Annotated in this window: 19 protein-coding genes; 7 read left to right on the forward strand and 12 right to left on the reverse strand. The window is 62.1% G+C overall.

The genetic code is table 11. The features are described from left to right. From lpxK to AD659_RS18495, 4 genes are all read right to left on the reverse strand, one after another. Positions 1-1,011, reverse strand: coding sequence for a tetraacyldisaccharide 4'-kinase (gene lpxK / locus AD659_RS18480; protein ID WP_053123848.1), 1,011 nt, complete (start codon positions 1,009-1,011; stop codon positions 1-3). Further along, positions 1,011-1,439 (reverse strand): ExbD/TolR family protein, encoded by a 429-nt coding sequence (locus AD659_RS18485; protein WP_053123850.1) that lies wholly within the window; start codon positions 1,437-1,439, stop codon positions 1,011-1,013. Before AD659_RS18485 ends, lpxK begins: the two co-directional genes overlap by 1 nt. Then, complete coding sequence (locus tag AD659_RS18490) at positions 1,436-2,071, reverse strand: MotA/TolQ/ExbB proton channel family protein (protein ID WP_167352836.1); 636 nt, start codon at positions 2,069-2,071, stop codon at positions 1,436-1,438. Before AD659_RS18490 ends, AD659_RS18485 begins: the two co-directional genes overlap by 4 nt. Positions 2,072-2,166: 95 nt before the next feature. Next, a complete protein-coding gene (locus AD659_RS18495; RefSeq protein WP_053123852.1) occupies positions 2,167-4,413 on the reverse strand; it encodes a DNA internalization-related competence protein ComEC/Rec2 in 2,247 nt (748 codons plus the stop codon). 144 nt (positions 4,414-4,557) lie between these two features. Between AD659_RS18495 and AD659_RS18500 the strand changes: the two genes are divergently transcribed. Beyond that, complete coding sequence (locus AD659_RS18500; RefSeq protein WP_046063671.1) at positions 4,558-5,073, forward strand: DUF2062 domain-containing protein; 516 nt, start codon at positions 4,558-4,560, stop codon at positions 5,071-5,073. 165 nt (positions 5,074-5,238) lie between these two features. Here the strand turns inward: AD659_RS18500 and AD659_RS18505 are convergent, their stop codons facing one another. The 4 genes from AD659_RS18505 to AD659_RS18520 form a co-directional block, all read right to left on the reverse strand. Continuing rightward, positions 5,239-6,018: an ABC transporter permease gene (locus AD659_RS18505; protein ID WP_053124195.1), complete on the reverse strand. Its 780-nt coding sequence runs from the start codon at positions 6,016-6,018 to the stop codon at positions 5,239-5,241. Positions 6,019-6,020: 2 nt separating this feature from the next. After that, entirely contained in the window at positions 6,021-6,953 is a 933-nt protein-coding gene (locus tag AD659_RS18510; protein ID WP_053123854.1) for an ABC transporter ATP-binding protein, read from the reverse strand. Positions 6,954-7,088: 135 nt separating this feature from the next. Beyond that, a complete protein-coding gene (locus tag AD659_RS18515; RefSeq protein WP_053124197.1) occupies positions 7,089-7,712 on the reverse strand; it encodes a glutathione S-transferase family protein in 624 nt (207 codons plus the stop codon). Between the two features lie 44 nt (positions 7,713-7,756). Next, positions 7,757-8,416, reverse strand: a complete 660-nt coding sequence (locus AD659_RS18520) for a transglutaminase-like domain-containing protein (RefSeq protein WP_053123856.1) — start codon at positions 8,414-8,416, stop codon at positions 7,757-7,759. A 372-nt stretch (positions 8,417-8,788) separates the two neighbouring features. Between AD659_RS18520 and AD659_RS18525 the strand changes: the two genes are divergently transcribed. Then, entirely contained in the window at positions 8,789-11,236 is a 2,448-nt protein-coding gene (locus tag AD659_RS18525; RefSeq protein ID WP_053123858.1) for an acyl-CoA dehydrogenase, read from the forward strand. 117 nt (positions 11,237-11,353) lie between these two features. Next, positions 11,354-11,761, forward strand: coding sequence for a PA2817 family protein (locus AD659_RS18530; protein WP_053123860.1), 408 nt, complete (start codon positions 11,354-11,356; stop codon positions 11,759-11,761). Between the two features lie 185 nt (positions 11,762-11,946). Here AD659_RS18530 and AD659_RS18535 read toward each other — a convergent pair whose 3' ends face one another. Next, positions 11,947-12,945 carry a LysR family transcriptional regulator gene (locus AD659_RS18535; RefSeq protein ID WP_053123862.1) on the reverse strand — a complete coding sequence of 333 codons (999 nt, stop codon included), beginning with the start codon at positions 12,943-12,945 and terminating at the stop codon, positions 11,947-11,949. 90 nt (positions 12,946-13,035) lie between these two features. Here AD659_RS18535 and AD659_RS18540 point away from each other — a divergent pair, with 90 nt between their 5' ends. The 4 genes from AD659_RS18540 to AD659_RS18555 all read left to right on the forward strand — a co-directional run bounded on the left by AD659_RS18540 (position 13,036) and on the right by AD659_RS18555 (position 16,420). After that, positions 13,036-13,662: a serine-tRNA(Ala) deacylase AlaX gene (locus AD659_RS18540; RefSeq protein ID WP_053123864.1), complete on the forward strand. Its 627-nt coding sequence runs from the start codon at positions 13,036-13,038 to the stop codon at positions 13,660-13,662. A 472-nt stretch (positions 13,663-14,134) separates the two neighbouring features. Next, positions 14,135-15,358: a type II and III secretion system protein family protein gene (locus AD659_RS18545; protein ID WP_053123867.1), complete on the forward strand. Its 1,224-nt coding sequence runs from the start codon at positions 14,135-14,137 to the stop codon at positions 15,356-15,358. 56 nt (positions 15,359-15,414) lie between these two features. Further along, a complete protein-coding gene (locus tag AD659_RS18550) occupies positions 15,415-16,128 on the forward strand; it encodes a tetratricopeptide repeat protein (protein WP_053123869.1) in 714 nt (237 codons plus the stop codon). 22 nt (positions 16,129-16,150) lie between these two features. Then, the gene (locus tag AD659_RS18555; protein ID WP_053123871.1) at positions 16,151-16,420 is read left to right on the forward strand and encodes a DUF3613 domain-containing protein; all 270 of its coding nucleotides are present in this window, start codon (positions 16,151-16,153) and stop codon (positions 16,418-16,420) included. A gap of 739 nt (positions 16,421-17,159) precedes the next feature. Here the strand turns inward: AD659_RS18555 and AD659_RS18560 are convergent. From AD659_RS18560 to AD659_RS18570, 3 genes are read right to left on the reverse strand one after another with little or no spacing between them, the layout of a single operon-like run. Continuing rightward, positions 17,160-18,125, reverse strand: coding sequence for a type II secretion system F family protein (locus tag AD659_RS18560; RefSeq protein WP_053123873.1), 966 nt, complete (start codon positions 18,123-18,125; stop codon positions 17,160-17,162). A gap of 27 nt (positions 18,126-18,152) precedes the next feature. Next, the gene (locus AD659_RS18565) at positions 18,153-19,139 is read right to left on the reverse strand and encodes a type II secretion system F family protein (RefSeq protein WP_053123875.1); all 987 of its coding nucleotides are present in this window, start codon (positions 19,137-19,139) and stop codon (positions 18,153-18,155) included. Then, complete coding sequence (locus AD659_RS18570) at positions 19,136-20,578, reverse strand: TadA family conjugal transfer-associated ATPase (RefSeq protein ID WP_053123878.1); 1,443 nt, start codon at positions 20,576-20,578, stop codon at positions 19,136-19,138. Before AD659_RS18570 ends, AD659_RS18565 begins: the two co-directional genes overlap by 4 nt.

Below are 20,578 nucleotides of genomic sequence, written 5' to 3' on the forward strand. Positions count from 1 at the left end.
TTAAGGCAAGAGCCGATCCGGCAACAGGCGCATCAACTGCGTATCGAACCAGGCCGCGAAGGCCGGCGATGGCACGGCGTCCACCGCCAGGTACCACCAGTCGGGCGCGGCGAAGGCACGGCATTTGACCGCGTCTTTTTCCGTCATGACCAGCGGCAACGATGGCGTGAAACTCAACGCCTGGGCACTGTATTCGGCGTGGTCGGCAAACCCGTGCGGTATGGGCCGCCAGTGTAGCGTTTCGAGGGTCTTGAAGAAACGCTGCGGGTTGCCGATGCCGGCCACGGCGTGCAGGGCCTGGCCGGGTGGAAAATGGTCGAGGGGACAGCGCTCGCCGCTGACCAGGTTCACCAGTTCGGTGGGACGCAATTGGAAGGCGAAACCGTCTTCGCGGTCGGCACTGGCACCGTTGTACAGCACGGCGTCGACCGATTGCAGGCGCTCGACCGGCTCACGCAACGGTCCGGCGGGCAGGCAACGCCGGTTGCCCAGGCCACGGGCGTTATCAATCAGCACCAGCTCAAGGTCGCGGGCCAATCGATAATGCTGCATGCCATCGTCGGACAGGATCAGGTCCAGCGGTTCGCTCTCCAGCAGCGCCTGGACCGCGCGGCTTCGATCGGGGTCGATCATCAGCGGCACGCCCGTGCGCTGGACGATCAACAGCGGCTCATCGCCCGCGACGTCGGCGCCCTGCTCGGCCGCGACCCGCCACGGCAGTTGCGGCGGTTTGGCGCCGTAGCCGCGGCTGACCACCCCGACCCGCAAGCCGCTGCGCTGGCAGTGCTGGATCAGCCACAGGATCAACGGGGTCTTGCCGGTGCCGCCGACGGTGATATTGCCGACCACGACCAACGGCACGGGCGGCTGATAGATCTGGCCTTCACCCGCCAGGAAACGCTTGCGCTTGCCCACCACCACCCGCCGGTACAACCACTCCAGTGGGCGTAGCAGGGTCAGGGCCGGGTGACCTTCGTACCACGCGGCGAGCAATCGATCGGACATGGCCATCAGGGTGCGGGCGCCGCCTCGACCGTGGTCATGCGCAGATGGCTGAAACCGAGCTTGCCGGCCGCGTCCATGGCGGTGATCACCGATTGATGAGGGGTCTTGCCGTCGGCGCTGATGGACAGCGGCAGGTTGGTATCGCCGCCAGACTCTTTCTGCAGGGCCTCGATCAGGCTCGCCAGGTCGCTTTTGGGCAACAACTGGTTATTCACCGAGAACGCCCCTTCGGCGCTGATGGTGACTTCCAGGTTCTTCAGTTGCTGGTCTTCGGCCGGCGAGCCGCTGACGGCTTGCGGCAATTCAACCTTGAGCTGGGTTTCCCGGGTGAACGTGGTGGTCACGACGAAAAACAGCAGCAGGATGAACACCACGTCGATCAGCGACGCGAGATTGATCTCGATGTTTTCCCGTGGCTTGCGGCGGAATTTCACTTCTTGCCCCCAGCCAGGTCCACGTCACGGTCACCCTGCACTACCTCGACCAGCTTGATGGCTTCCTGCTCCATGCCCACCACTAGCTCGTCGACGCGGCGTTGCAGGAACCGATGGAAAAACACGGCTGGAATACCCACCATCAGGCCGGCGGCGGTGGTGATCAGGGCCTTGGAAATACCCCCCGCCAGTACTGCGGCGTTGGTGCTCATGCCGGAGCCGGTAAACGCGCTGAAGATGTCGATCATGCCCAGCACCGTACCCAAAAGGCCCAGCAGCGGGGACATGGCGGCGATGGTGCCCAAGGTATTGATGTAGCGTTCCAGTTCATGGATGACCCGGGCGGCGGCTTCCTCGATGCACTCCTTCATGATCTCGCGACCATGCTTGGAGTTCGCCAGGCCGGCAGCGAGGACCTCCCCCAGCGGCGAGCTGGCCCGCAGCTCCTTGAGCTTGTCCTTGTTCAGTTGCTTGTCCTTGATCCAGACCCAGACCTGCCCGAGCAGATGTTCCGGGGTCACGCGACTGGCGCGCAGGGTCCACAGGCGTTCGGCAACGATACCCAGTGCCGCGATGGAACTCAGAATGATCGGCAACATCATCCAGCCGCCGGATTTGACCAATTCCCACACAGTGACCGCCCCCTCGAAAAAGTGCGCCACTTTATCACACAGACTCGCCTTGCAGACCCGCCCCGCCGATAAGCGCATCAGCCGATTGTCCTGGATCAATGTTGCCCCGGCGGCCCGACGGCGGGCGGATCGCGCCAGTAGCGTCGGTGCCCGGCCTCGGTGCGCGGCAACTCGAAAGCACCCAGTAGCAGACGAATGGCGCCCTGCTCGGCGCTGTCGTAGATCGCCAGGCCCAAGCGGCGGTAGCGGGCCATCACTTGGGGATGGGGATGACCGAACGCGTTGCCCTGCCCTCGGGAGATCAACACCGAATGCGGCTTGAGGCGCGACAGCAGCGCCATCGACGACGAGCTGCGGCTGCCGTGATGAGGCGCCGCCAGCCACTGGATCGGCAGCGCCAGGGGCCCGTCGAGCAAGGCGCGTTCGGCGCGGGTGTCGATATCGCCGGTCAGCAGCAGACGCTCGCCACCGGCCTCCACCAGCAAGACGCAGGACGTCTGGTTGCTGTCGACGGCAGACGTCCACCGCCACAGCTCGAACCCGACCCCGTCCCATTCCCAGCGCCTGCCGCTGTCGCAAGGCCCGGCCAACAACTCGGCGGGCAGCGCGTCGGGATCGCCACTGATCACCTCCCTCGTCGGCAGTCCCTTGCGCACGGCTTGGGCGCCGCCGGCATGATCGGCGTCGGCATGGCTGAGGAGCATCAGGTCCAAGCCGTGCACACCGAGCTTGCGCAAGGTCGGCAGCACCACGCGTTCACCCACATCGGCCTCGCCAAAGCGCGGCCCGGCGTCATAAAGCAAGGTGTGATGCCGGGTGCGCACCAGCACCGCCAGCCCTTGGCCCACGTCCAGTTGCCAGACCTCGGCGTGCCCTGGCGGCAGGTTCTCTCGCGGCGGGAACACCATCAGCAAGACCATCGGCCACCCCAGCACACGCAGCGGCACGCCTTTGGGCAGTAGCAGCAAAAAAGCCCCCAGGGCTGCGATGCCCAAGGCCCAGGGCGGGACCGCAACAGGCACCCAGGCGGGCATTCGCCCGGCCACCAGCGCCAGCCCCTTGAACAGCAGATCGAGCAACCCACCGGCGATCCACAACAGGCCTTCACCGATGAGCGGTATCGGTAACAATGCCGTGCCGAGCAGCGCTGGCGGCAACACCAGCAGGCTGATCCAAGGCACCGCAAGCAGGTTCACCAGCGGCCCGCTGAGACTGACCGGCAAGCCCACGATCAACAGCAACGGACACAGGCCGACCGCCACCAGCCATTGGGCCCGGGTCCAGGTTTGCCACCAGCGCCAGGGGCCCAGGCGAGCACCAAAGGTGAACATCAAGATGGCAACCGCCGCGAATGACAACCAGAACCCCGGCCGCAGGCTGGCGAGCGGATCGAACACCAGCACTCCGGCGAAAGCCAGCAGCCAGGCCCACCACGGATCGGGCTGTTTGAAGCGCAAGCGCCACAGCAACACCAGGCCGATCATCGCGCAGGCCCGTCGCACCGGTACCTCGAACCCGGCGAGCAAGCCATAGCCCAGGGCCGCGCAGAAGGCCAGCGCACAGGCCCAAGGCAACCACGCCAGCCCCGCCGGCCACAGGCCATGACGCGCCGCGCCAGCCACCAGCAGGTACACCAGGCCGGCAAGCAGGCCGATATGTTGGCCGGAAATCACCAGCAAATGGACGGTGCCGGTGTCCTGCAAAACCTGCCAGTCCTCGCGACTCAGCCCGCCGCCGTCGCCCAGGACCAATGCCGCCAACGCACCGGAGCGGCCATGGGCGTCGACCTGTGCCAGCGCCTGGCGCACCTCATCACGCCAGGCGCCCCGGGCCGCTTGCAGGAGACGCCCGTCCTTGACGGTACCGGTCGCGCCAATGCCGCGGCTCAACAACCAGGCGGCATAGTCGAAGCCGTGCGGGTTCAGCAACCCGGCGGGCCGCTTGAGCTTCACTGCCAATCGCCAGCGTTCGCCGCTGTTGATGGGCGGGCCACCGAACCAGGCGAGGCGCATCGTCGTCGGCAATCGAGTCCGACGTGAATGGGCAGCAGCCAGTTCGAAGCGCACCACGCCGTCGCCCTGTTGCGGCAGACCGACGACGCGCCCTTCGATCCAGCGGGTTTCTCCGTCCAGGGCGACGGGTAATCGATTGTCCAGCGCCCACTGCGCCGACAGGCACGCCCAGGCCAGCCCGAATAGGAAGAAGCCCAGCGGGTAGGCGCGAAACGGCAACACCATCAGCGCCAGCACCGGCATGACTGCAACCAGCCACAACGGCGGCAGTGCCGATAAGAAAATCGGGGCCACCAGCCCCAGTGCAAGCGCAACTAACCCTGTGCGCATAACCCGTCCTTGAGAGTGCCCTCTTCAGGCATAGACGGTCCGCGGCACCGCCGGCGTTATCAATTGTCACAAAGTCTGAATCTGCCAGCCGTAGAATCCAGACATACTTGCGGCTTTACTGCGTTGAACCGACCGAGAAGCCTTATGCCCCGGCGCCTATTCAAACGTTACATGCCAGACCCAGAGAGCATTCGGGAACATAAATCCTTACGTTTTCTCGGCACCCTGCTGCACGATCCCAACCTTTGGCACCTCAATCGGCACTCCGTGGCCCGCGCGATGGCCGTTGGCCTGTTTGCCGCGTTCCTGCCAATCCCGTTGCAGATGTTGCTGGCCGCCGCGCTGGCCGTCACGGTGCGCGGCAATATGCCGATCGCCGTGAGCCTGGTGTGGTTGACCAACCCGATCACCATGCCGGCGGTGTTTTTCTGCACCTATCAGACCGGCGCCTGGTTGATGGACGTGCCCGCCCGGACGCTGCCCGAAGAACTGACCTGGGAATGGATCAGCGGCCAGTTGTCCACCTTGTGGCAGCCGTTCCTGCTCGGTTCAGTGGTGACCGGCCTGGTGCTCGGCGCCCTGGCCTACTTCGTCACCATGAGTTACTGGCGCTGGTGGGTGGCGCGACAGTGGCGGCGACGCAAGAAAAGCCGGATGTGAGATGCAAAAAGGCCTCCTGGGAATGGAGGCCTTTTTTGTGGTGTTCTTGCTGGCCTCTTCGCGAGCAGGCTCGCTCCCACAGGAGAATGCATTTCAATGTGGGAGCGAGCCTGCTCCGGGCGGCGATCCGACGATGGCGATATATCAGTCAAAACATATGCCGGGTCAGGTGCGCATCCCGCGTCCGCTGACCAGCAACCGCGCGCAACCGATGTAGAGCACCACGGTCGCCACCAGCATGAACGTGATGGCGATGCTGATCTTGATGTCCGACACCCCGAGGATGCCGTAGCGGAACGCGTTGACCATGTGCAGCACCGGGTTGGCCAGGGACACGGTCTGCCAGAACGGTGGCAACAGGGAGATCGAGTAGAACACCCCGCCCAGGTAGGTCAGCGGCGTGAGCACGAATGTCGGGATGATCGAAATGTCATCGAAATTGCGCGCAAACACGGCGTTGATGAACCCCAGCAGCGAAAAGATCGTGGCCGTGAGCACCACCACCAAGACCGTCACCCCCAGGTGATGCACTTGCAGATCGGTGAAGAACAACGACAGCAGGGTCACGATCAAGCCCACCGCCAAACCGCGCAGTACGCCACCCAAGGTGTAGCCGATGAGGATCGTATGGGGCGACACCGGCGAGACCATCAACTCTTCGATCGAGCGCTGGAACTTGCTGCCGAAGAAACTCGACACCACGTTGCCATAGGAGTTGGTGATCACCGACATCATGATCAGCCCCGGCACGATGTAGTCCATGTACGTGAAGCCACCCATATCGCCGATCTGTCGGCCGATCAGGTTACCGAAGATCACGAAGTACAGGACCATGGTGATAGCCGGCGGCAGCAGGGTCTGTGGCCAGATCCGCATGAAGCGCCGGACTTCACGGTAAACGATGGTATTGAGGGCGATGAGGTTGGGGCGCAGCTCGGAACTCATGCTCATACCGCCACCTTCGCCAGATTCTTCTCCACCAGGGACACGAACAACTCCTCGAGGCGATTGGTTTTGTTGCGCAAGCTCAGTACTTCAATGTTTTGCAGGGCCAGTTGGGTGAACAACCCGGTGATGCCCACGGCTTTGTCCACCTGTACTTCCAGGGTGTGGCTGTCCACCAGGCGAGCCGGATAGCCGATGAGCTGGGGGGCGGCCGTCAGGTCGCTTTTCAGGTCCAGCAGGAAGGTTTCCACATGCAGTTGGCTGAGCAACTGGCGCATGCTGGTGTTCTCGACAATGGTGCCGTGGTCGATGATGCCGATGTTGCGGCACAACTGCTCAGCCTCTTCCAGGTAATGGGTAGTGAGGATGATGGTGATGCCTTTCTGATTCAGCTCGGTCAGGAAACTCCACATCGAGCGACGCAGCTCGATGTCCACGCCGGCGGTGGGCTCGTCGAGGATCAGCAGGCGCGGCTCATGCACCAGCGCGCGGGCGATCATCAGCCGACGCTTCATGCCGCCGGACAGCGAGCGGGACGGCACGTCACGCTTGTCCCACAGGCCCAGTTGGGTCAGGTACTGCTCGGCGCGCTCGTTGGCGACCTTCGGCGGGATGCCGTAGTAACCGGCCTGGGTCACGACGATGTCGAAGGTCTTTTCGAACTGGTTGAAGTTGAACTCCTGGGGCACCACGCCGATGCAACGCTTGAGGGCGGCGGGCTCGCGGTCCAGGTCGTGACCAAAGACATTCACCGTGCCGCTGGTCTTGTTCACCAACGTGGAAAGAATGCCGATGGTGGTGGATTTGCCGGCACCGTTAGGGCCGAGCAAGGCGAAGAAATCACCTTCGGCGACATCCAGATCGATACCACTCAAGGCCTGGAAACCGTTGCCGTAGGTTTTGGTTAACTGCCGGATGGACAGAGCGGAACTCATATCGGATTACGCACCAAGAGGGAGGGAAGAAAAGAATAGATAAGGGCGGGCGGCGAGCAATACAACCACAGCGCACGGAGGCAATGGTGCTTGGCGTCGCCGCACAAGTACAGTCAAGTGTGTCGATAGTAAGTATTAAGTCAACGCGGTCATGACGGCTTTGCGGTAGGCCGGACGCTCCTGCAACCGTGCGTACCAGGCCTTCACACCCGGTCGCTCGGCGCGCTGGATGGGCATCTCGAACCAGGCATAAATGAAACTGCCCAGGGGAATATCGCCCATGCCGATTTCATCACCCGACAGGTAAGGCTGTTCACTCAAGGTCTGCTCGACCATCGCCAACAAGTCGTCACATTCCTTGATCGCCGCGTTGATGGCCGCCCAGTCCTGTTGTTCGGCCGGGGTACGCAAGACGCCCCAGAACACCGTGCGAAACGGTGCGGCAAAGCTGGAGGTGGTCCAGTCCATCCACTTTTCCGCCTTGGCCCGAGCCTGTACGTCAGCGGGATACCAGGCCGAACCCGACGCATGGCGAGCCGCCAGGTAACGCACAATGGTGTTGGATTCCCACAGCACGAAACCGTCATCCTCGATCATCGGCACGCGGCCGTTGGGGTTTTTCGCGCGGTACTCGGGCGTGTCCACCACACCGAATGCCCCGCCAGCATCGATGGCCTCGTAGGCCAGCCCGAGCTCTTCTGCGCACCACAACGCCTTGCGCACATTCGATGAATTTTTCCGGCCCCAAATCTTCAGCATCACGGCGTCCTCGATGGATAAATGCCGCAGCAGCATACGCCGGATCAGGCGCGACTCAAATCGCCCTGCATGTCGCCAAGCAGGAGCGGTACCTGCTCGGCGAACAGATGTGGATAGCACTTCTCCAAGTGTTCGAAGAAAAAATCCTCGGGCACATCGGCGAACTGGCCGTGCTCGGTGACGTACTCCATCAGCTTCGCCCCTTGCCGATTGAACGGGTGGAAGACGCTGTCGTGGCGCCCGTCGAACTCCAGCGGGGCCACGTCGAACAACTCGCACAAAGCCTGGTTGAACGCCGGCGTGGCCTTGACCCAGCGGTCGTTCAGGTACAGCTCGGTATAACCGTGCATGGCGAACACGTCGCTCCTGAGCAACTCCAGCAGGCGCGGGGTGGACAGGTGGTTACGCACATCCGCCAGGCCGATGCGCGCCGGGATGCCGCAATGCCGGGCGCAACCAGCGAGCAAGGTGGCCTTGGGCACGCAATAGCTTTCGCCTGAGGCCAGCGCGTAGCTGCCGCGCAGGGTCGCCGGGTCGCGGCTGAAGGTGTAGGGGTTGTAGCGCACCGCCTCGCGCACGGCGTAATACAGGCTGACCGCCTGGGCACGCGGGTCGTGGTCGGTGCCGCGGTGGGTTTCGGCGAAGTCGATGACCGCGGGGTGGTCGCTGTCGATGAAGCGACCGGGGTTCAGGTATTGCTGCATAGAAGGAAGACCTCTCGGGAAACATCACAGCCCGTAGGAGCTGTCGAGTGCAACGAGGCTGCGATCTTGTCCCAGACAGTTGAGTCGCAAGCGAAAGATCAAGATCAAAAGATCGCAGCCTTCGGCAGCTCCTACGGGAGGGCTTGCCACGAGTCTACCCACAGCCCCAGCCCAGTGATAACGGCATTCCGGCCAAACAATGGCGTTTTCTCACCTTGTTAACGAACGATTTCCCACGGCTGTTGCCAACCAGACTGGCGCAATACATCCAGGGTTTCCCACGAAATCAATCACATCGCGCTGACCGCCGGTTTTGCAGATGCCGTCTAAGCTCTGAAGGTCGGTTTTGCCTTGGTTCACGGAGGATTACATATGCTGTTGTTGTGGATACTGGTCCTGGTCGTCGGGATCGCCTGGCTGGCGCATCGGCGCACCGACCCGCTGCCCGCGCTGGGTATCGTCGCGGTCTACCTGTTGGCCATGGGCATTTTCAGCCATGCGCCCGGCTGGCTGATGCTGATCCTCTGGGTGGTACTCGCAGCCATCGCCGCGCCGCTGCTGCTGCCGGACCTGCGCCGCAAATATTTCAGTGCGCCAATGTTCGACTGGTTCCAGAAAACCCTGCCCCCCATGTCCGAGACCGAGCGCGACGCCATCGATGCCGGCACGGTGTGGTGGGACGGCGAACTGTTCAGCGGCCGCCCGGACTGGAATCTGCTGCTGGCCTACCCCAAGGTGCAACTGACCGAGGAGGAGCAGGCTTTCCTCGATGGTCCCACCGAAGCCCTCTGCGCAATGGTCAGTGACTGGCAGATCGGCCAGGCCATGGACCTGCCGCCTGAAGCCTGGGCCCATATCAAGGAGCACGGGTTCTTCGCGCTGATCATTCCCAAGGAATATGGCGGCAAGGGCTTCTCTGCCTATGCCCATTCCCAGGTCGCGATGAAGCTGGCCACGCGCAGCGGCGACCTGGCCTCCACCGTAATGGTCCCCAACTCCCTTGGCCCGGCGGAGCTGCTGCTGCACTACGGCACCGACGAACAACGCAACCATTACCTGCCACGCCTGGCCCGAGGCGATGACATTCCCTGCTTCGCCCTGACCGGGCCGCTGGCCGGCTCCGACGCCGGGGCGATGCCCGACACCGGCATCATCTGCAAGGGTGAATGGGAAGGCCAGGAAACCCTCGGCCTGCGCCTGAACTGGGAAAAGCGCTACATCACCCTCGGCCCGGTGGCCACCCTCCTGGGTCTGGCGTTCAAGGCGTATGACCCCAACCACCTGCTGGGTGACGAAGAAGACCTGGGCATCAGCCTCGCCTTGATTCCCACCGACACCCCTGGCGTGCATATCGGCCGTCGTCACCTGCCTCTCGGCGCCGCGTTCATGAACGGGCCGAACTGGGGCAAGGACGTATTCATCCCGCTGGACTTCCTCATCGGCGGCCAGGCCATGCTCGGCAAAGGCTGGATGATGCTGATGAACTGCCTGTCGGTCGGGCGCTCGATTTCCCTGCCGGCGGTGGGCACCGGTGCCGCGAAGTTCACCAGCCTGGTGACGGGCCAGTACACTCAGGTGCGCGAACAATTCAACGTACCGTTGTCGGCGTTCGAAGGCATCCAGGAAGCCATGGCACGCATCGGCGGCAACGCCTGGATGATGGATGCGGCACGCATGCTGACGGCCAACGCGGTGGACCTGGGGGAAAAACCCTCGGTGCTGTCGGCCATTCTCAAGTACCACCTGACCGAGCGCGGTCGCGAGTGCATCAGCCACGCCATGGATGTACACGGCGGCAAGGGCATTATCATGGGCCCGAACAATTACCTGGGTCGCAGTTGGCAAGGTGCGCCGATCTTCATCACGGTCGAAGGCGCGAACATTCTGTCGCGCAACTTGATGATCTTCGGCCAGGGCGCCATTCGTTGCCATCCGTTCGTGCTCAAGGAAATGGCCTTGGCAACCCGTGAAGACAAGGACCAGGCACTGGTCGAGTTCGATGCCTTGTTGCTCAAGCACATCGGTTTTGCCGTCAGCAACGCCGCCAGTACCCTGGTGCTCAACCTGGGCCTGGGGCATTTCGAGAAGGCCCCCGGCAATGCCTTGAGCCAAAGTTATTTCCGCGCCCTCAACCGACAGGCCGCGGCATTCGCCCTGCTGGCGGACTTGAGCATGATGCTGCTGGGCGGTGAACTCAAACGCCGCGAACGCTTGTCGGCCCGCCTGGGCGATGTCTTGAGCAACCTGTACCTGGCGTCCGCCGCGCTCAAGCGTTATCACGACCTGGATTCGCCGGACCACATGGCGCCGTTGTTCACCTGGGCGATGGAGGAAAGCCTCGGCCAGTCGGAGCGTGCGCTGGATGAACTGCTGGGCAACTTTCCGAACCGCGTGCTGGGTTGCCTGTTGCGGTTGGTGGTGTTCCCCTTCGGCCGCCGTCACAAGGGACCGAGCGACAGGCTCGACGCCGAAGTGGCTGCGGTTATCGGCCGGCCCAAGGGTGACCCGACCCTCGAAGAGTTGCTGCGGGGCTGCTATCGCCCGCAATCGACCGACGATCCGGTGGGCGCCCTGCAACACGCCGCCGATCTGCTGGCTGCCGCCCATCCGCTGCACAAGAAACTGCACGGTGCGCTCAAGCAGGGGCAGCTCAACCCGGCCCCTGGCGAACCCCTTATCGATGCGGCCCTGGAGGCCGGTGTGCTGCAAGCCGGCGAAGCGCAGACCTTGCGTGCGGCCGAGGCGGCGAGGCGCAAGGTCATCGATGTGGATGATTTCGATAAGGCCGAGCTGACGCTGGCGCAGGACAAGGTCCGTTGATCCTGACGGCCTGGTACGCTCGTGACCTATAGCTCTTCACCTATAGCTCTTTACCTACAAAAGCAGGCGCAAGGGCTTTATACTCCTGCGCCCGTTTTGCTCTTGAGGACTTATCTCGTGTCCAACATCGTTGCCGATCACCTTGTCTTGCTTGACCATTTGCGCAGCATCCTGGTCGCCGTAGGTGAGGCCGAACAGGTGCCCGAAGAAAGCCACGCCTTGTTCCTGGAGCGCTTCGACGAGTTGCGCGCGCAACTGCCCGTCGACCCGATCGAAAGCCAGTACCTGGGTCAGGACCTGCTGTGCCAGGTGATCGTCCGATACCCACAGATCGCTCACCTGGTGCCTCGCGACCTGCTCTGGTACTTCGCCGGTGACTGCCTGCACTACATGCCCGACGAAGAAATCGCCCTGTACCAGACCCTGGAAGAACGTCGTTTCGAAGCCGAGCAAAACGATGAGCCTTTCGACTGGAACCAGGAAAAGCAATTGCTGGCGATGTCGGACCAGGACAGCAAGCACTGATAACGATTCGTCATGCAAAAGGCCCGCACGGTTAATCCGGCGGGCCTTTTTTTGTCTGGACAAAGTGTATTGCCTGGATGGGCCTCATCGCGAGCAAGCTCGCTCCCACACCGGTTTGTGGTTAATCCTAAAATTCATGCACAGCAGATCTCCTGTGGGAGCGAGCTTGCTCGCGATGGGGCCCGTCAGAACAACCCACCACTCTCCGGCAACTCGTAGTGCGCCGCGACCTCGCTGGACCCACGCCCCGCGCGCCCTTTGTTCAAGGTCGGCTCCTTCGCCAGGCACTCCACCAGATAATCAATGAACACCCGCAGCTTGGGCGGCAGGTAGCGGGTCGGTGAATGCAGCAACCACAAGCCACCGTGGTAGGAAGCCAGGAACGTCCAGTCCGGCAATACCTGAACGATCAAGCCCTGCTCCAAGGCATGACGGGCGGTGAAATACGGCAGGCTGCCAATGCCGATGTGCTGCAAGACCGCGCCCAAGCGCACCCCGGTGTGATTGGCTGCGTAGCGCCCACGCACGCCTACGGTGACGGACTTGGTGCCTTGCTTGAACTTCCAGCGAGCATCGTTCGGGGCTTCCCCCAGGTAAATGCAGCTGTGCTCCAGCAAATCGTGGGGATGCGTGGGAACACCGTGTTCCGCCAGGTATTGCGGCGTGGCACAGAGTAGGTGATCAATGGTCAGCAATTGACGCCCCACCAACCCGGCGGGCGGTTGATCGGTAATCCGGATGGCCAGGTCGACATGATCGTCAATCAGGTCGACCTGCCGATCTTCCAGGAACAGTTCCACATCGACCTTCGGACAACGCCGCAGAAATTCGGGCATGTGCGGATGAATCACGAACCGCCCTACCGCCTTGGGCACGCTGACGCGGACACGCCCTTGCGCTTCCTGGGTGAACTGACCGCTGATTTCCATCACCGACCGAGCGGCGGCGACCATCTCCTGGCAACGCTTGAACACCTCTTCGCCGCCATCGCTCAAACGCAACTTGCGGGTGGTGCGCTGCAACAATCGGGTCGCCAGGGCTTTCTCCAGGCGGGAAACACTGCGGCTGATGGCAGACGGTGATACGCCTGACTGACGGGCCACTTCAGAGAAGCTGCCAGTCTCCACGACCTTGACGAAGATGGCCATTTCGGCAAGCAACGGCAACGGTAGATTTGTGCTCATGACGCAACAGTCCTTTGAAATCTGAACGGATTATCACTCTTTTACACGCTACCTATAATCCCGTCACAATTTCTGATGCGGGTATGGACCATGACACTTCGCCTTTTTTTCCATAGCGATGACCTCGAGTCCAACGTGGAAGTCCTGGACTGCAGCCCCCAACAAAACGAATTTGCCGTGGTGCTACGCAGCACCCTGTTCCATCCCCAGGGCGGCGGCCAGCCCTGCGACACCGGATGGATCGCTGACGGCCAGGTACTGCGCGTCGTTCAGGAGGGGCCAACGATCATTCATTACGTCGATCGCCCGGTGGCGCCGGGTATGGCAGTGATCCGCGTGGATGAGCAACGACGCCAATTGAATTCACGTCTGCACTCGGCCGGACACCTGATCGGCCATTTCGCCGAAAGCCGAGGCTGGAAGCCGATCAAGGCCCATCACTGGCCCGGCGAAAGCCGCGTGCAATTCCAGCCAGGGGAACATCCTGAGGAACTGGACAGATCGATCATCCAACAGGGCATCGACGCATGGATCGCCAAGGACCTGTCTCGCCTGGTCGCACTTCGCGAAGGCACCCGGGAAGTCAGCTTCGGTGAGCTGACAGCCTATGGCTGCGGCGGTACCCATGTACGGCGATTGCAAGACCTGGGAGCAGTCACCATCGCCTCGCTTTCACAGAAGAAAGGCATGTTGTCGGTTCACTACCACGTGGACTGATGCCTGGGCATGGCGGCTTTTGGACAACGACGCCCAGGGCAACCGTCCCTCTCCCTATGAATACGTCAGCCTTGCATTGCACAAAAAGACAGATTATTGACACCAATTCTTTCAACTTTTCCCGCCCGTCAGCTTTTAGTCATTTTTTTGTCCGTGGGCGTGGCGCTTTGCCATGCTTGAACTACCGTCAAACAGAAGCGATGACAGGGTCGGCAAAACGCTCCTGAAGCGAGCTGATCGACACCGTCGTTGCTTTCGAAAATCCCGGAGATCCCGGGTACCGAAACGTTATTTGCAAGCAGCCTGTCGTTCAGTCAGGCCGGTGAAATGCGCCCGTTTGCTTTTAGCGACGAGGCCTGAAACTGGCGTTAATGAGCGAGCTGGCGAGATGAAAAAGGGGCAGCCCGGGCCTCTTAAGTGATCCGAGGCATCAGGCAAGCCTAGGGATGGCCTCTCTACCGAGGATCACTTCATGACTCAGCGCACCGCACCCGTTTTGAAACATTTCATCCATGGCCTGTTCTGGATGGGGCTTGGCTTGGAGGCGGCCCAGGCCGCTGCGGCAAATTGTTCGCAACTGGACAATTTGCCGGCGACCTTCGAGGTCGGCCAAGGGCTCCAGAGCGAACTGCGCATCCTGGCGCCCGTGACGAAACTGGCCGTCGGCGATCCGAAAATCGCCGATGTGCAACCCAGTGGCAGCGATGCCTTCATCCTCACGGGCCTGGCGCCCGGTGCCACCAGCCTGATGGTCTGGACGGACTGTTCGAAGATTCCGCGCCAGAGCATGGTCTTTGTCAAAGGCCGGGCGACTGAGGCGTTGACCGGCGCCGCGAGCATGCCTTCCGAAGACCCGATGCTGCTTGCCCAGGTCCAGACCGACATTCGTTTCGTTGAAGTCAGCCGGACCAAACTCAAGGAAGCCTCGACGTCGATTTTCGGCAGCCGGGGCAATTTCCTGTTCGGCTCGCCGAGGACCTTGCCCACCATTGGCGGCGTTGTCCGGCCTTCTTTGCCGGTCAATAACGACATGTTCAACCTGTCATTCGCCACCGGTAAGACGCTGTTGATGATCAACGCCCTGGAAGGCAGCGGTTTCGCCTATACCCTGGCGCGGCCGAGCCTGGTGGCGCTCAGCGGGCAAAGCGCAAGCTTCCTGGCCGGCGGCGAAGTACCGATTCCTGTGCCCAGCGCCGGCAGCGACAACGTGTCCATCGAATACAAGGAATTCGGTATTCGCCTGACCCTGACTCCCACCGTCATCGGCAAGAATCGCATCGCATTGAAGGTGGCACCGGAAGTCAGTGAGCTGGATTTCACCAACGCGGTGAACATCGCCGGGACATTGGTACCCGCACTCACCGTGCGCCGTACCGATACCAGCATCGCCCTGGCCGATGGCGAAAGTTTTGTCATCAGCGGCTTGATCAGCACCCGCAACAGCTCCCAGGTGAACAAATTTCCAGGGCTGGGCGACGTGCCGATTCTCGGCGCGTTCTTTCGTGACAACTCCATCAATCGCGAAGAGCGCGAGCTGCTGATGATCGTCACGCCGCACCTGGTCCAACCGTTGGCCGCCGACGCACAACTACCGACCTTGCCGGGTGAGCAACTGCGCAATTACGACCCGAATTTCTACCGCATGTACTTCCTCGAACATGGCGAGTTCGACAACCGCAGCGGGCTCTCCCAATGAGCCGGCGCCTGATGTGCGAGACATCCTCTGTCCAACGGGTTGCCAGGGAGCACTCAATGAAAACAGTGATCGCATTGACCGCGACCTTGATGCTGGCCGGCTGTGCCAGCAACGGCGTGGTGGCTTCACGCTCGGCCGATTGCGCCAAGCCCGGGGCCGATCAGGAACTGGCCTTGAACATGGCGGAAGACATGGCCAACGAGGGCCGTCTATACGCCAGCCTGGCGAACCTCGAACGTTTGCCCGAGGACTTGGTGCAGGTGCGCCTGCGCAAGGCTCGGGTGCTGCGCCTGATGGGCCGAAACGAGGCCGAACCGTTGTACACAAGCCTGCAAGGGACTTGCCTGGCTGCTGACGGTGAACATGGTCTTGGTCAGTTGGCGGCCGCCAGGAATGACAATGCGGCGGCTACGCAATACCTCGAACGCGCGGCGAAAATGGCCCCTACCGAAGGCAAGATCCGCAATGACCTGGGGGTTGTCTACCTCAATCAACGACGTATTTCAGAAGCCCGTTTCGAGTTCATGACCGCCATGGAGCTCCAGCAGTCCGACACGCTGGCCGCGTTCAACATGGTGACCCTGCTGATTTACCAGGACAACTGGAAGCAGGCCGCCGAGCTCGCCAACATGGCCAAGCTGAGCCCCCGGCAAGTGGCAGATGCCCAGGCCCGTGCGGAAAAAATCAGGGGTTCGGCGCCTCAGGCAGTGACGTCACCCGCCAACCGCCTGACCGAGGTTGTCGATGCTTCAACCGGCGCGGTCAAGTAGAGCGTTACGAGGAGTTAAAGAAATGATGACCAAACAATTGATGATCGTGTGCATGGTGAGCCTGTCCACCGCCGCCTGGGCCATTGAGCCAGGCCCCTCCTCGGCCGCACAGCAAGGCACCGAGAGCTGGATGCAACTGCAGATTCGCGGCGTGGTGGCCTCCACCAACCTGCAAACCGCCTCGGCCGCCGAGCGCGAGATGGCCATGCAGCGTTGGCTCAACAGCTTCAATTATCCGATCCCGGAGTTCTTTGACCAGGACTCGGCAGGAGAGATCACCAGCAGCAAATGAAGCACGCTGGAAACGAAACACCGCAGCCTTCGACAGTTCCTGCATTTGATCCGATGCAGGCATTGCCGAGGGCTGCGGCCTTTTGGCGTGAACGGTTGGCTGATCACTGGCCTGAACCTGTGGGAGCGGACTTGCTCGCGATGGCGAACTGACATTCAACACTTCACTGACTGACCCACCGCTATCGCGAGCAAGCTCGCTCCCACAATGGGCCTGTGGTGAACACAAGCTTCATGAACACCCAAGCTCCCTTCCACAACGGCGCAGAGCCGCCGCAAGAAGCCGGGGCCGCTGCGCAGCCCAGCGGGAGCAAGCTCCCTCGCCACAGGTGCGGTGTTTCGATTGGAATGATCAGTAGGTGGGTGTCAGAAAAAACTGTGGGAGCGAGCCTGCTCGCGATGGCGGCTGCACAGTCAACATCATCAGAAGCTGACCCACCGCTATCGCGAGCAAGCTCGCTCCCACAATGGGCCTGTGGTGAACACAAGCTTCATGAACACCCAAGCTCCCTTCCACAACGGAGCAGAGCCGCCGCAAAAAGCCGGGGCCGCTGCGCAGCCCAGCGGGAGCAAGCTCCTCGCCACCGGTGCGGTGTTTTGATTGGAATGATCAGTAGGTGGGTGTCAGAAAAACCTGTGGGAGCGAGCTTGCTCGCGATGGCGGACGGACATTCAACACCTTCGTTGACTGTCCAACCGCTATCGCGAGCAAGCTCGCTCCCACAAGAACCCCCAGTGCTTTACATGTTTCCGAAAGCCCTGAACACACCAATCATGGCCGGCCCGATAGCGACCAGAAAGAAACTCGGCCACAGGCAGAAGATCAGCGGAAAAATCAGCTTGGTGCCGATCTTGGCGCCCATTTCTTCCGCAGCCTGGGTACGCCGGTCGCGAAACTCGTCGGCGTAGATCCGCAGGGTATCGGCCACGCTGGTGCCGAAACGGATACTCTGGGCCAACAGGCTGACCAGGCCCTGGATGTCCTCCAGGCCAGTGCGCACGGCCAGTTGCTTGAGCGCCTCGGTGCTGGTGATGCCCGCCCGGATCTGCGCATTGACCAACGCCAACTCCTCGGCCAACTCCACCTGGCTGACCGACATTTCCTCAGCCACCCGCTCAATCGTCGTCGGCAGGGCCAGGCCCGATTCGACACAGACCACCATCAGGTCCAGCGCATCCGGGAACGCGGCGCGCAGCCGGCCTTGGCGGGCCTGCTTGCGTTTGCCGACGTAAATCGCCGGGATCAACCAGCCAATGCCCGCCACGAGGGTCACCCCCAGCAAGCCGATGGCCACTGAAACCTTGACCATCGGCAGCAGCAACAACGCAACGCCGACCAGCAACAGCGGCAACATCAGGCGCACGGCCCAATACATCTGCACCGCCGAGGCGGACCGGTAACCGGCATGGGTCAGCAAGGTCTGGGTGGCGGACGTGTGGGCCTGATCGGTCGAGGCAAAGCGCTGGCCGACCCGCTCCAGCAAGAGCTGCAGGTTACCCGGAGCCTCCTGCCCGGCGCTGTTGCCGGCGTAACCGCGCTTGATCAGTGCCAGGCGCCGCTGCACCGGATCCTGCAAGCCCAGCACCAACAGCAGGAGCGCAACAGCCGTCAGCACTGTGCTGAGGCCAATCGCGGCGATGAACAACAGGCGGGCCAGTTCTTCGTTACCGGTGAACCGACTCAACAATCCGAGCAGAAAGTCCATGACTGAAACCTCTCGACGCAACAGCGCTTAAACCTGGATCCGGATGATCTTTCTTATCCAGAAAATCCCGATCAACATGGCGCAGAACGCGCCGATGATCAGCTTGTGCCCTATGGGGTCATTGATCAGCACCGGCATATAGCTGGGGCTGGTGAGCACGATGGCGATCGCCAGCACGAACGGGATCGCCACCAGCACCCAGGCCGACATGCGTCCTTCGGCCGACAGCGTCTTGATCTTGCGCTGGAACCGGAAACGCCCGCGAATCAGCCGGCTCAGGCGCTCCAGCACTTCGGTCAGGTTGCCGCCGGTCTCGCGGTGGATGAGGATCGAAGTCACCAGCATCATCACCGTCATGCTCGGCATCCGCTCCAGCAGGCCGAGCATGGCCCGGCGCACGTCGTTGCCATAGTTGATGTCGGAAAAGGTCATGCCGAATTCCTGGGCGACCGGCCCCTTGTGCTCCTCGGCGACCAGACGCAGGGTTTCGTTGAACGGATGCCCGGCGCGCAAGGCCCGGCACATCGCGTCCAGCGCATCCGGCAGACCTTCCTCGAACGCGGCGAAACGCTTGTTGCGGTCACGGAGGATTTTCAGCACCGGCACCCAGGTCACTGCAAAGGCCGCCAGCAGCGCCATCCACCAGACCGGCGAGACCATCAGCACCAAGGCGCCGGCCGCCGCCCCCAGGACCAGACCGAGCAACATGACTCGATAAGCCCGGTATTCATGCCCGGACTGCTCGATCAGTTGCGTCAGGTTGGCCATGAACGGCAGCTGTTCCAGCCGGGCTTCCAGGGGTGACAGGCGGGTCAGGTATTTCTGCCGCAACACCGTCTGCATGTTGGGCAAGTGATTAGCCTTCTCCAGCACATGCAGGCGCCCACGAATGCGCTTGCGCATCCTGCCGGCCTCGCCGAACACCGGCACCACCACGCCCTGGGACAGCAGGAACACGGCGATGAACACCATGCCCAGGAACATCAGGATGAACTCGCTGGGAATATTGTTCATGACGTCCGGCCCTCCATCCACTCAGGGCGAAAGAGGGTCAGCGGCAGTTCGATGCCGCGCTTGGCCAGCACATCGCGGAAGGCCGGGATCATGCCACTGGGCCGATACTCTCCGAGTACCTCGCCGTGCTCGCCGATGCCCTGGCGCACGAAAGAGAAGATTTCGGTCATTGTGATGACCTCCCCTTCCATCCCGTTGATCTCTTGCATGCTCACCACGCGACGCTTGCCGTCTTCTTGACGCTCCAGTTGGATGACCACATCGATGGCCGAGGCAATTTGTTGACGCATGGCCTTGATCGGAAACGTCGCCCCGGTCATCGACACCATGTTCTCGACGCGCCCCAGCGCATCCCGTGCGGTGTTGGCGTGAATGGTGGTCAGCGAACCGTCGTGGCCGGTGTTCATTGCGGTGAGCATGTCCATCGCCTCGGCGCCACGCACCTCACCGATGACAATGCGGTCCGGGCGCATGCGCAGGCTGTTGCGCACCAATTCCCGCTGGCTCACTTCGCCACGTCCCTCGATGTTCGACGGCCGGGTTTCCAGGCGTACCACGTGGGGCTGCTGCAATTGCAGCTCGGCCGAGTCCTCGATGGTGACGATGCGCTCGTTGTGGGGAATGAAGCTGGAGAGCACGTTGAGCATGGTGGTCTTGCCGCTGCCGGTCCCGCCGGAAATCAGCACGTTCAAGCGCCCGCGAACGATGGCCTTGAGCAGCAAGGCAATGGCCGGGGTCATGGTGCCGACCTGAATCAGACTGTCGGTGTTGAGCAGGTCCACGGCGAAGCGCCGGATCGACATGCTCGGGCCGTCGATGGCCAGCGGCGGAATGATCGCATTGACCCGCGAACCGTCCTTGAGCCGGGCATCCACCAACGGCGAGGACTCGTCGATGCGTCGGCCCAGGCTGGACACGATGCGGTCGATGATGTTCAGCAGATGCTGGTCGTCGCGAAAACGCACGTCGGTGCGTTGCAGCTTGCCGAAGCGCTCGACATAGACCGAGGCAAACCCGTTGACCAGGATGTCGGACACGCTGTGGTCGGCCAGCAACGGTTCCAGCGGCCCAAGGCCGAGCACTTCGTCAGTGATCTGCTTGATGATCAACTGCCGGCTGACGGTACTTACCGGCGCCGAATGCTCTTCCAGCAGGCGCTGGCAGATATCGCGAATCTGCCGCGCGGCCTCGGCTTGCTCGAGGGCATCGAGCAACGACAGGTCCATGACCTTGAGCAATTGCTGATAGATCTTCTCCCGCCACTCGGCCTCCACCGGCGTGACCTGGCTGCGGGTTTCATACAGCACGTCAGGGATGGCCTGCTCCCAGGCCATCAAGGCGTCCGTCGGGTCCGGCAAGCCGTCGCCGGGCTGGGCGCCCGTGGCGGTGCCAGGTTTGGCGGGCTGTTTGCGCAAGCGGTTACGAAAGTCGCTGATCAT

The sequence above is a fragment of the Pseudomonas thivervalensis genome (assembly GCF_001269655.1).
In the GTDB taxonomy this organism is placed as follows: Bacteria; Pseudomonadota; Gammaproteobacteria; order Pseudomonadales; family Pseudomonadaceae; genus Aquipseudomonas; species Aquipseudomonas thivervalensis.

Coding starts and splice junctions, on each gene's coding strand:
- AD659_RS18495 (WP_053123852.1), bottom strand. CDS start 4,413: ATGCGCACAGGGTTAGTTGCGCTTGCACTGGGGCTGGTGGCCCCGATT.
- AD659_RS18550 (WP_053123869.1), top strand. CDS start 15,415: ATGAAAACAGTGATCGCATTGACCGCGACCTTGATGCTGGCCGGCTGT.
- AD659_RS18540 (WP_053123864.1), top strand. CDS start 13,036: ATGACACTTCGCCTTTTTTTCCATAGCGATGACCTCGAGTCCAACGTG.
- AD659_RS18535 (WP_053123862.1), bottom strand. CDS start 12,945: ATGAGCACAAATCTACCGTTGCCGTTGCTTGCCGAAATGGCCATCTTC.
- AD659_RS18500 (WP_046063671.1), top strand. CDS start 4,558: ATGCCCCGGCGCCTATTCAAACGTTACATGCCAGACCCAGAGAGCATT.
- AD659_RS18515 (WP_053124197.1), bottom strand. CDS start 7,712: ATGCTGAAGATTTGGGGCCGGAAAAATTCATCGAATGTGCGCAAGGCG.
- AD659_RS18510 (WP_053123854.1), bottom strand. CDS start 6,953: ATGAGTTCCGCTCTGTCCATCCGGCAGTTAACCAAAACCTACGGCAAC.
- AD659_RS18505 (WP_053124195.1), bottom strand. CDS start 6,018: ATGAGTTCCGAGCTGCGCCCCAACCTCATCGCCCTCAATACCATCGTT.
- AD659_RS18560 (WP_053123873.1), bottom strand. CDS start 18,125: ATGGACTTTCTGCTCGGATTGTTGAGTCGGTTCACCGGTAACGAAGAA.
- lpxK (WP_053123848.1), bottom strand. CDS start 1,011: ATGGCCATGTCCGATCGATTGCTCGCCGCGTGGTACGAAGGTCACCCG.
- AD659_RS18565 (WP_053123875.1), bottom strand. CDS start 19,139: ATGAACAATATTCCCAGCGAGTTCATCCTGATGTTCCTGGGCATGGTG.
- AD659_RS18555 (WP_053123871.1), top strand. CDS start 16,151: ATGATGACCAAACAATTGATGATCGTGTGCATGGTGAGCCTGTCCACC.
- AD659_RS18545 (WP_053123867.1), top strand. CDS start 14,135: ATGACTCAGCGCACCGCACCCGTTTTGAAACATTTCATCCATGGCCTG.
- AD659_RS18570 (WP_053123878.1), bottom strand. CDS start 20,578: ATGATCAGCGACTTTCGTAACCGCTTGCGCAAACAGCCCGCCAAACCT.
- AD659_RS18520 (WP_053123856.1), bottom strand. CDS start 8,416: ATGCAGCAATACCTGAACCCCGGTCGCTTCATCGACAGCGACCACCCC.
- AD659_RS18525 (WP_053123858.1), top strand. CDS start 8,789: ATGCTGTTGTTGTGGATACTGGTCCTGGTCGTCGGGATCGCCTGGCTG.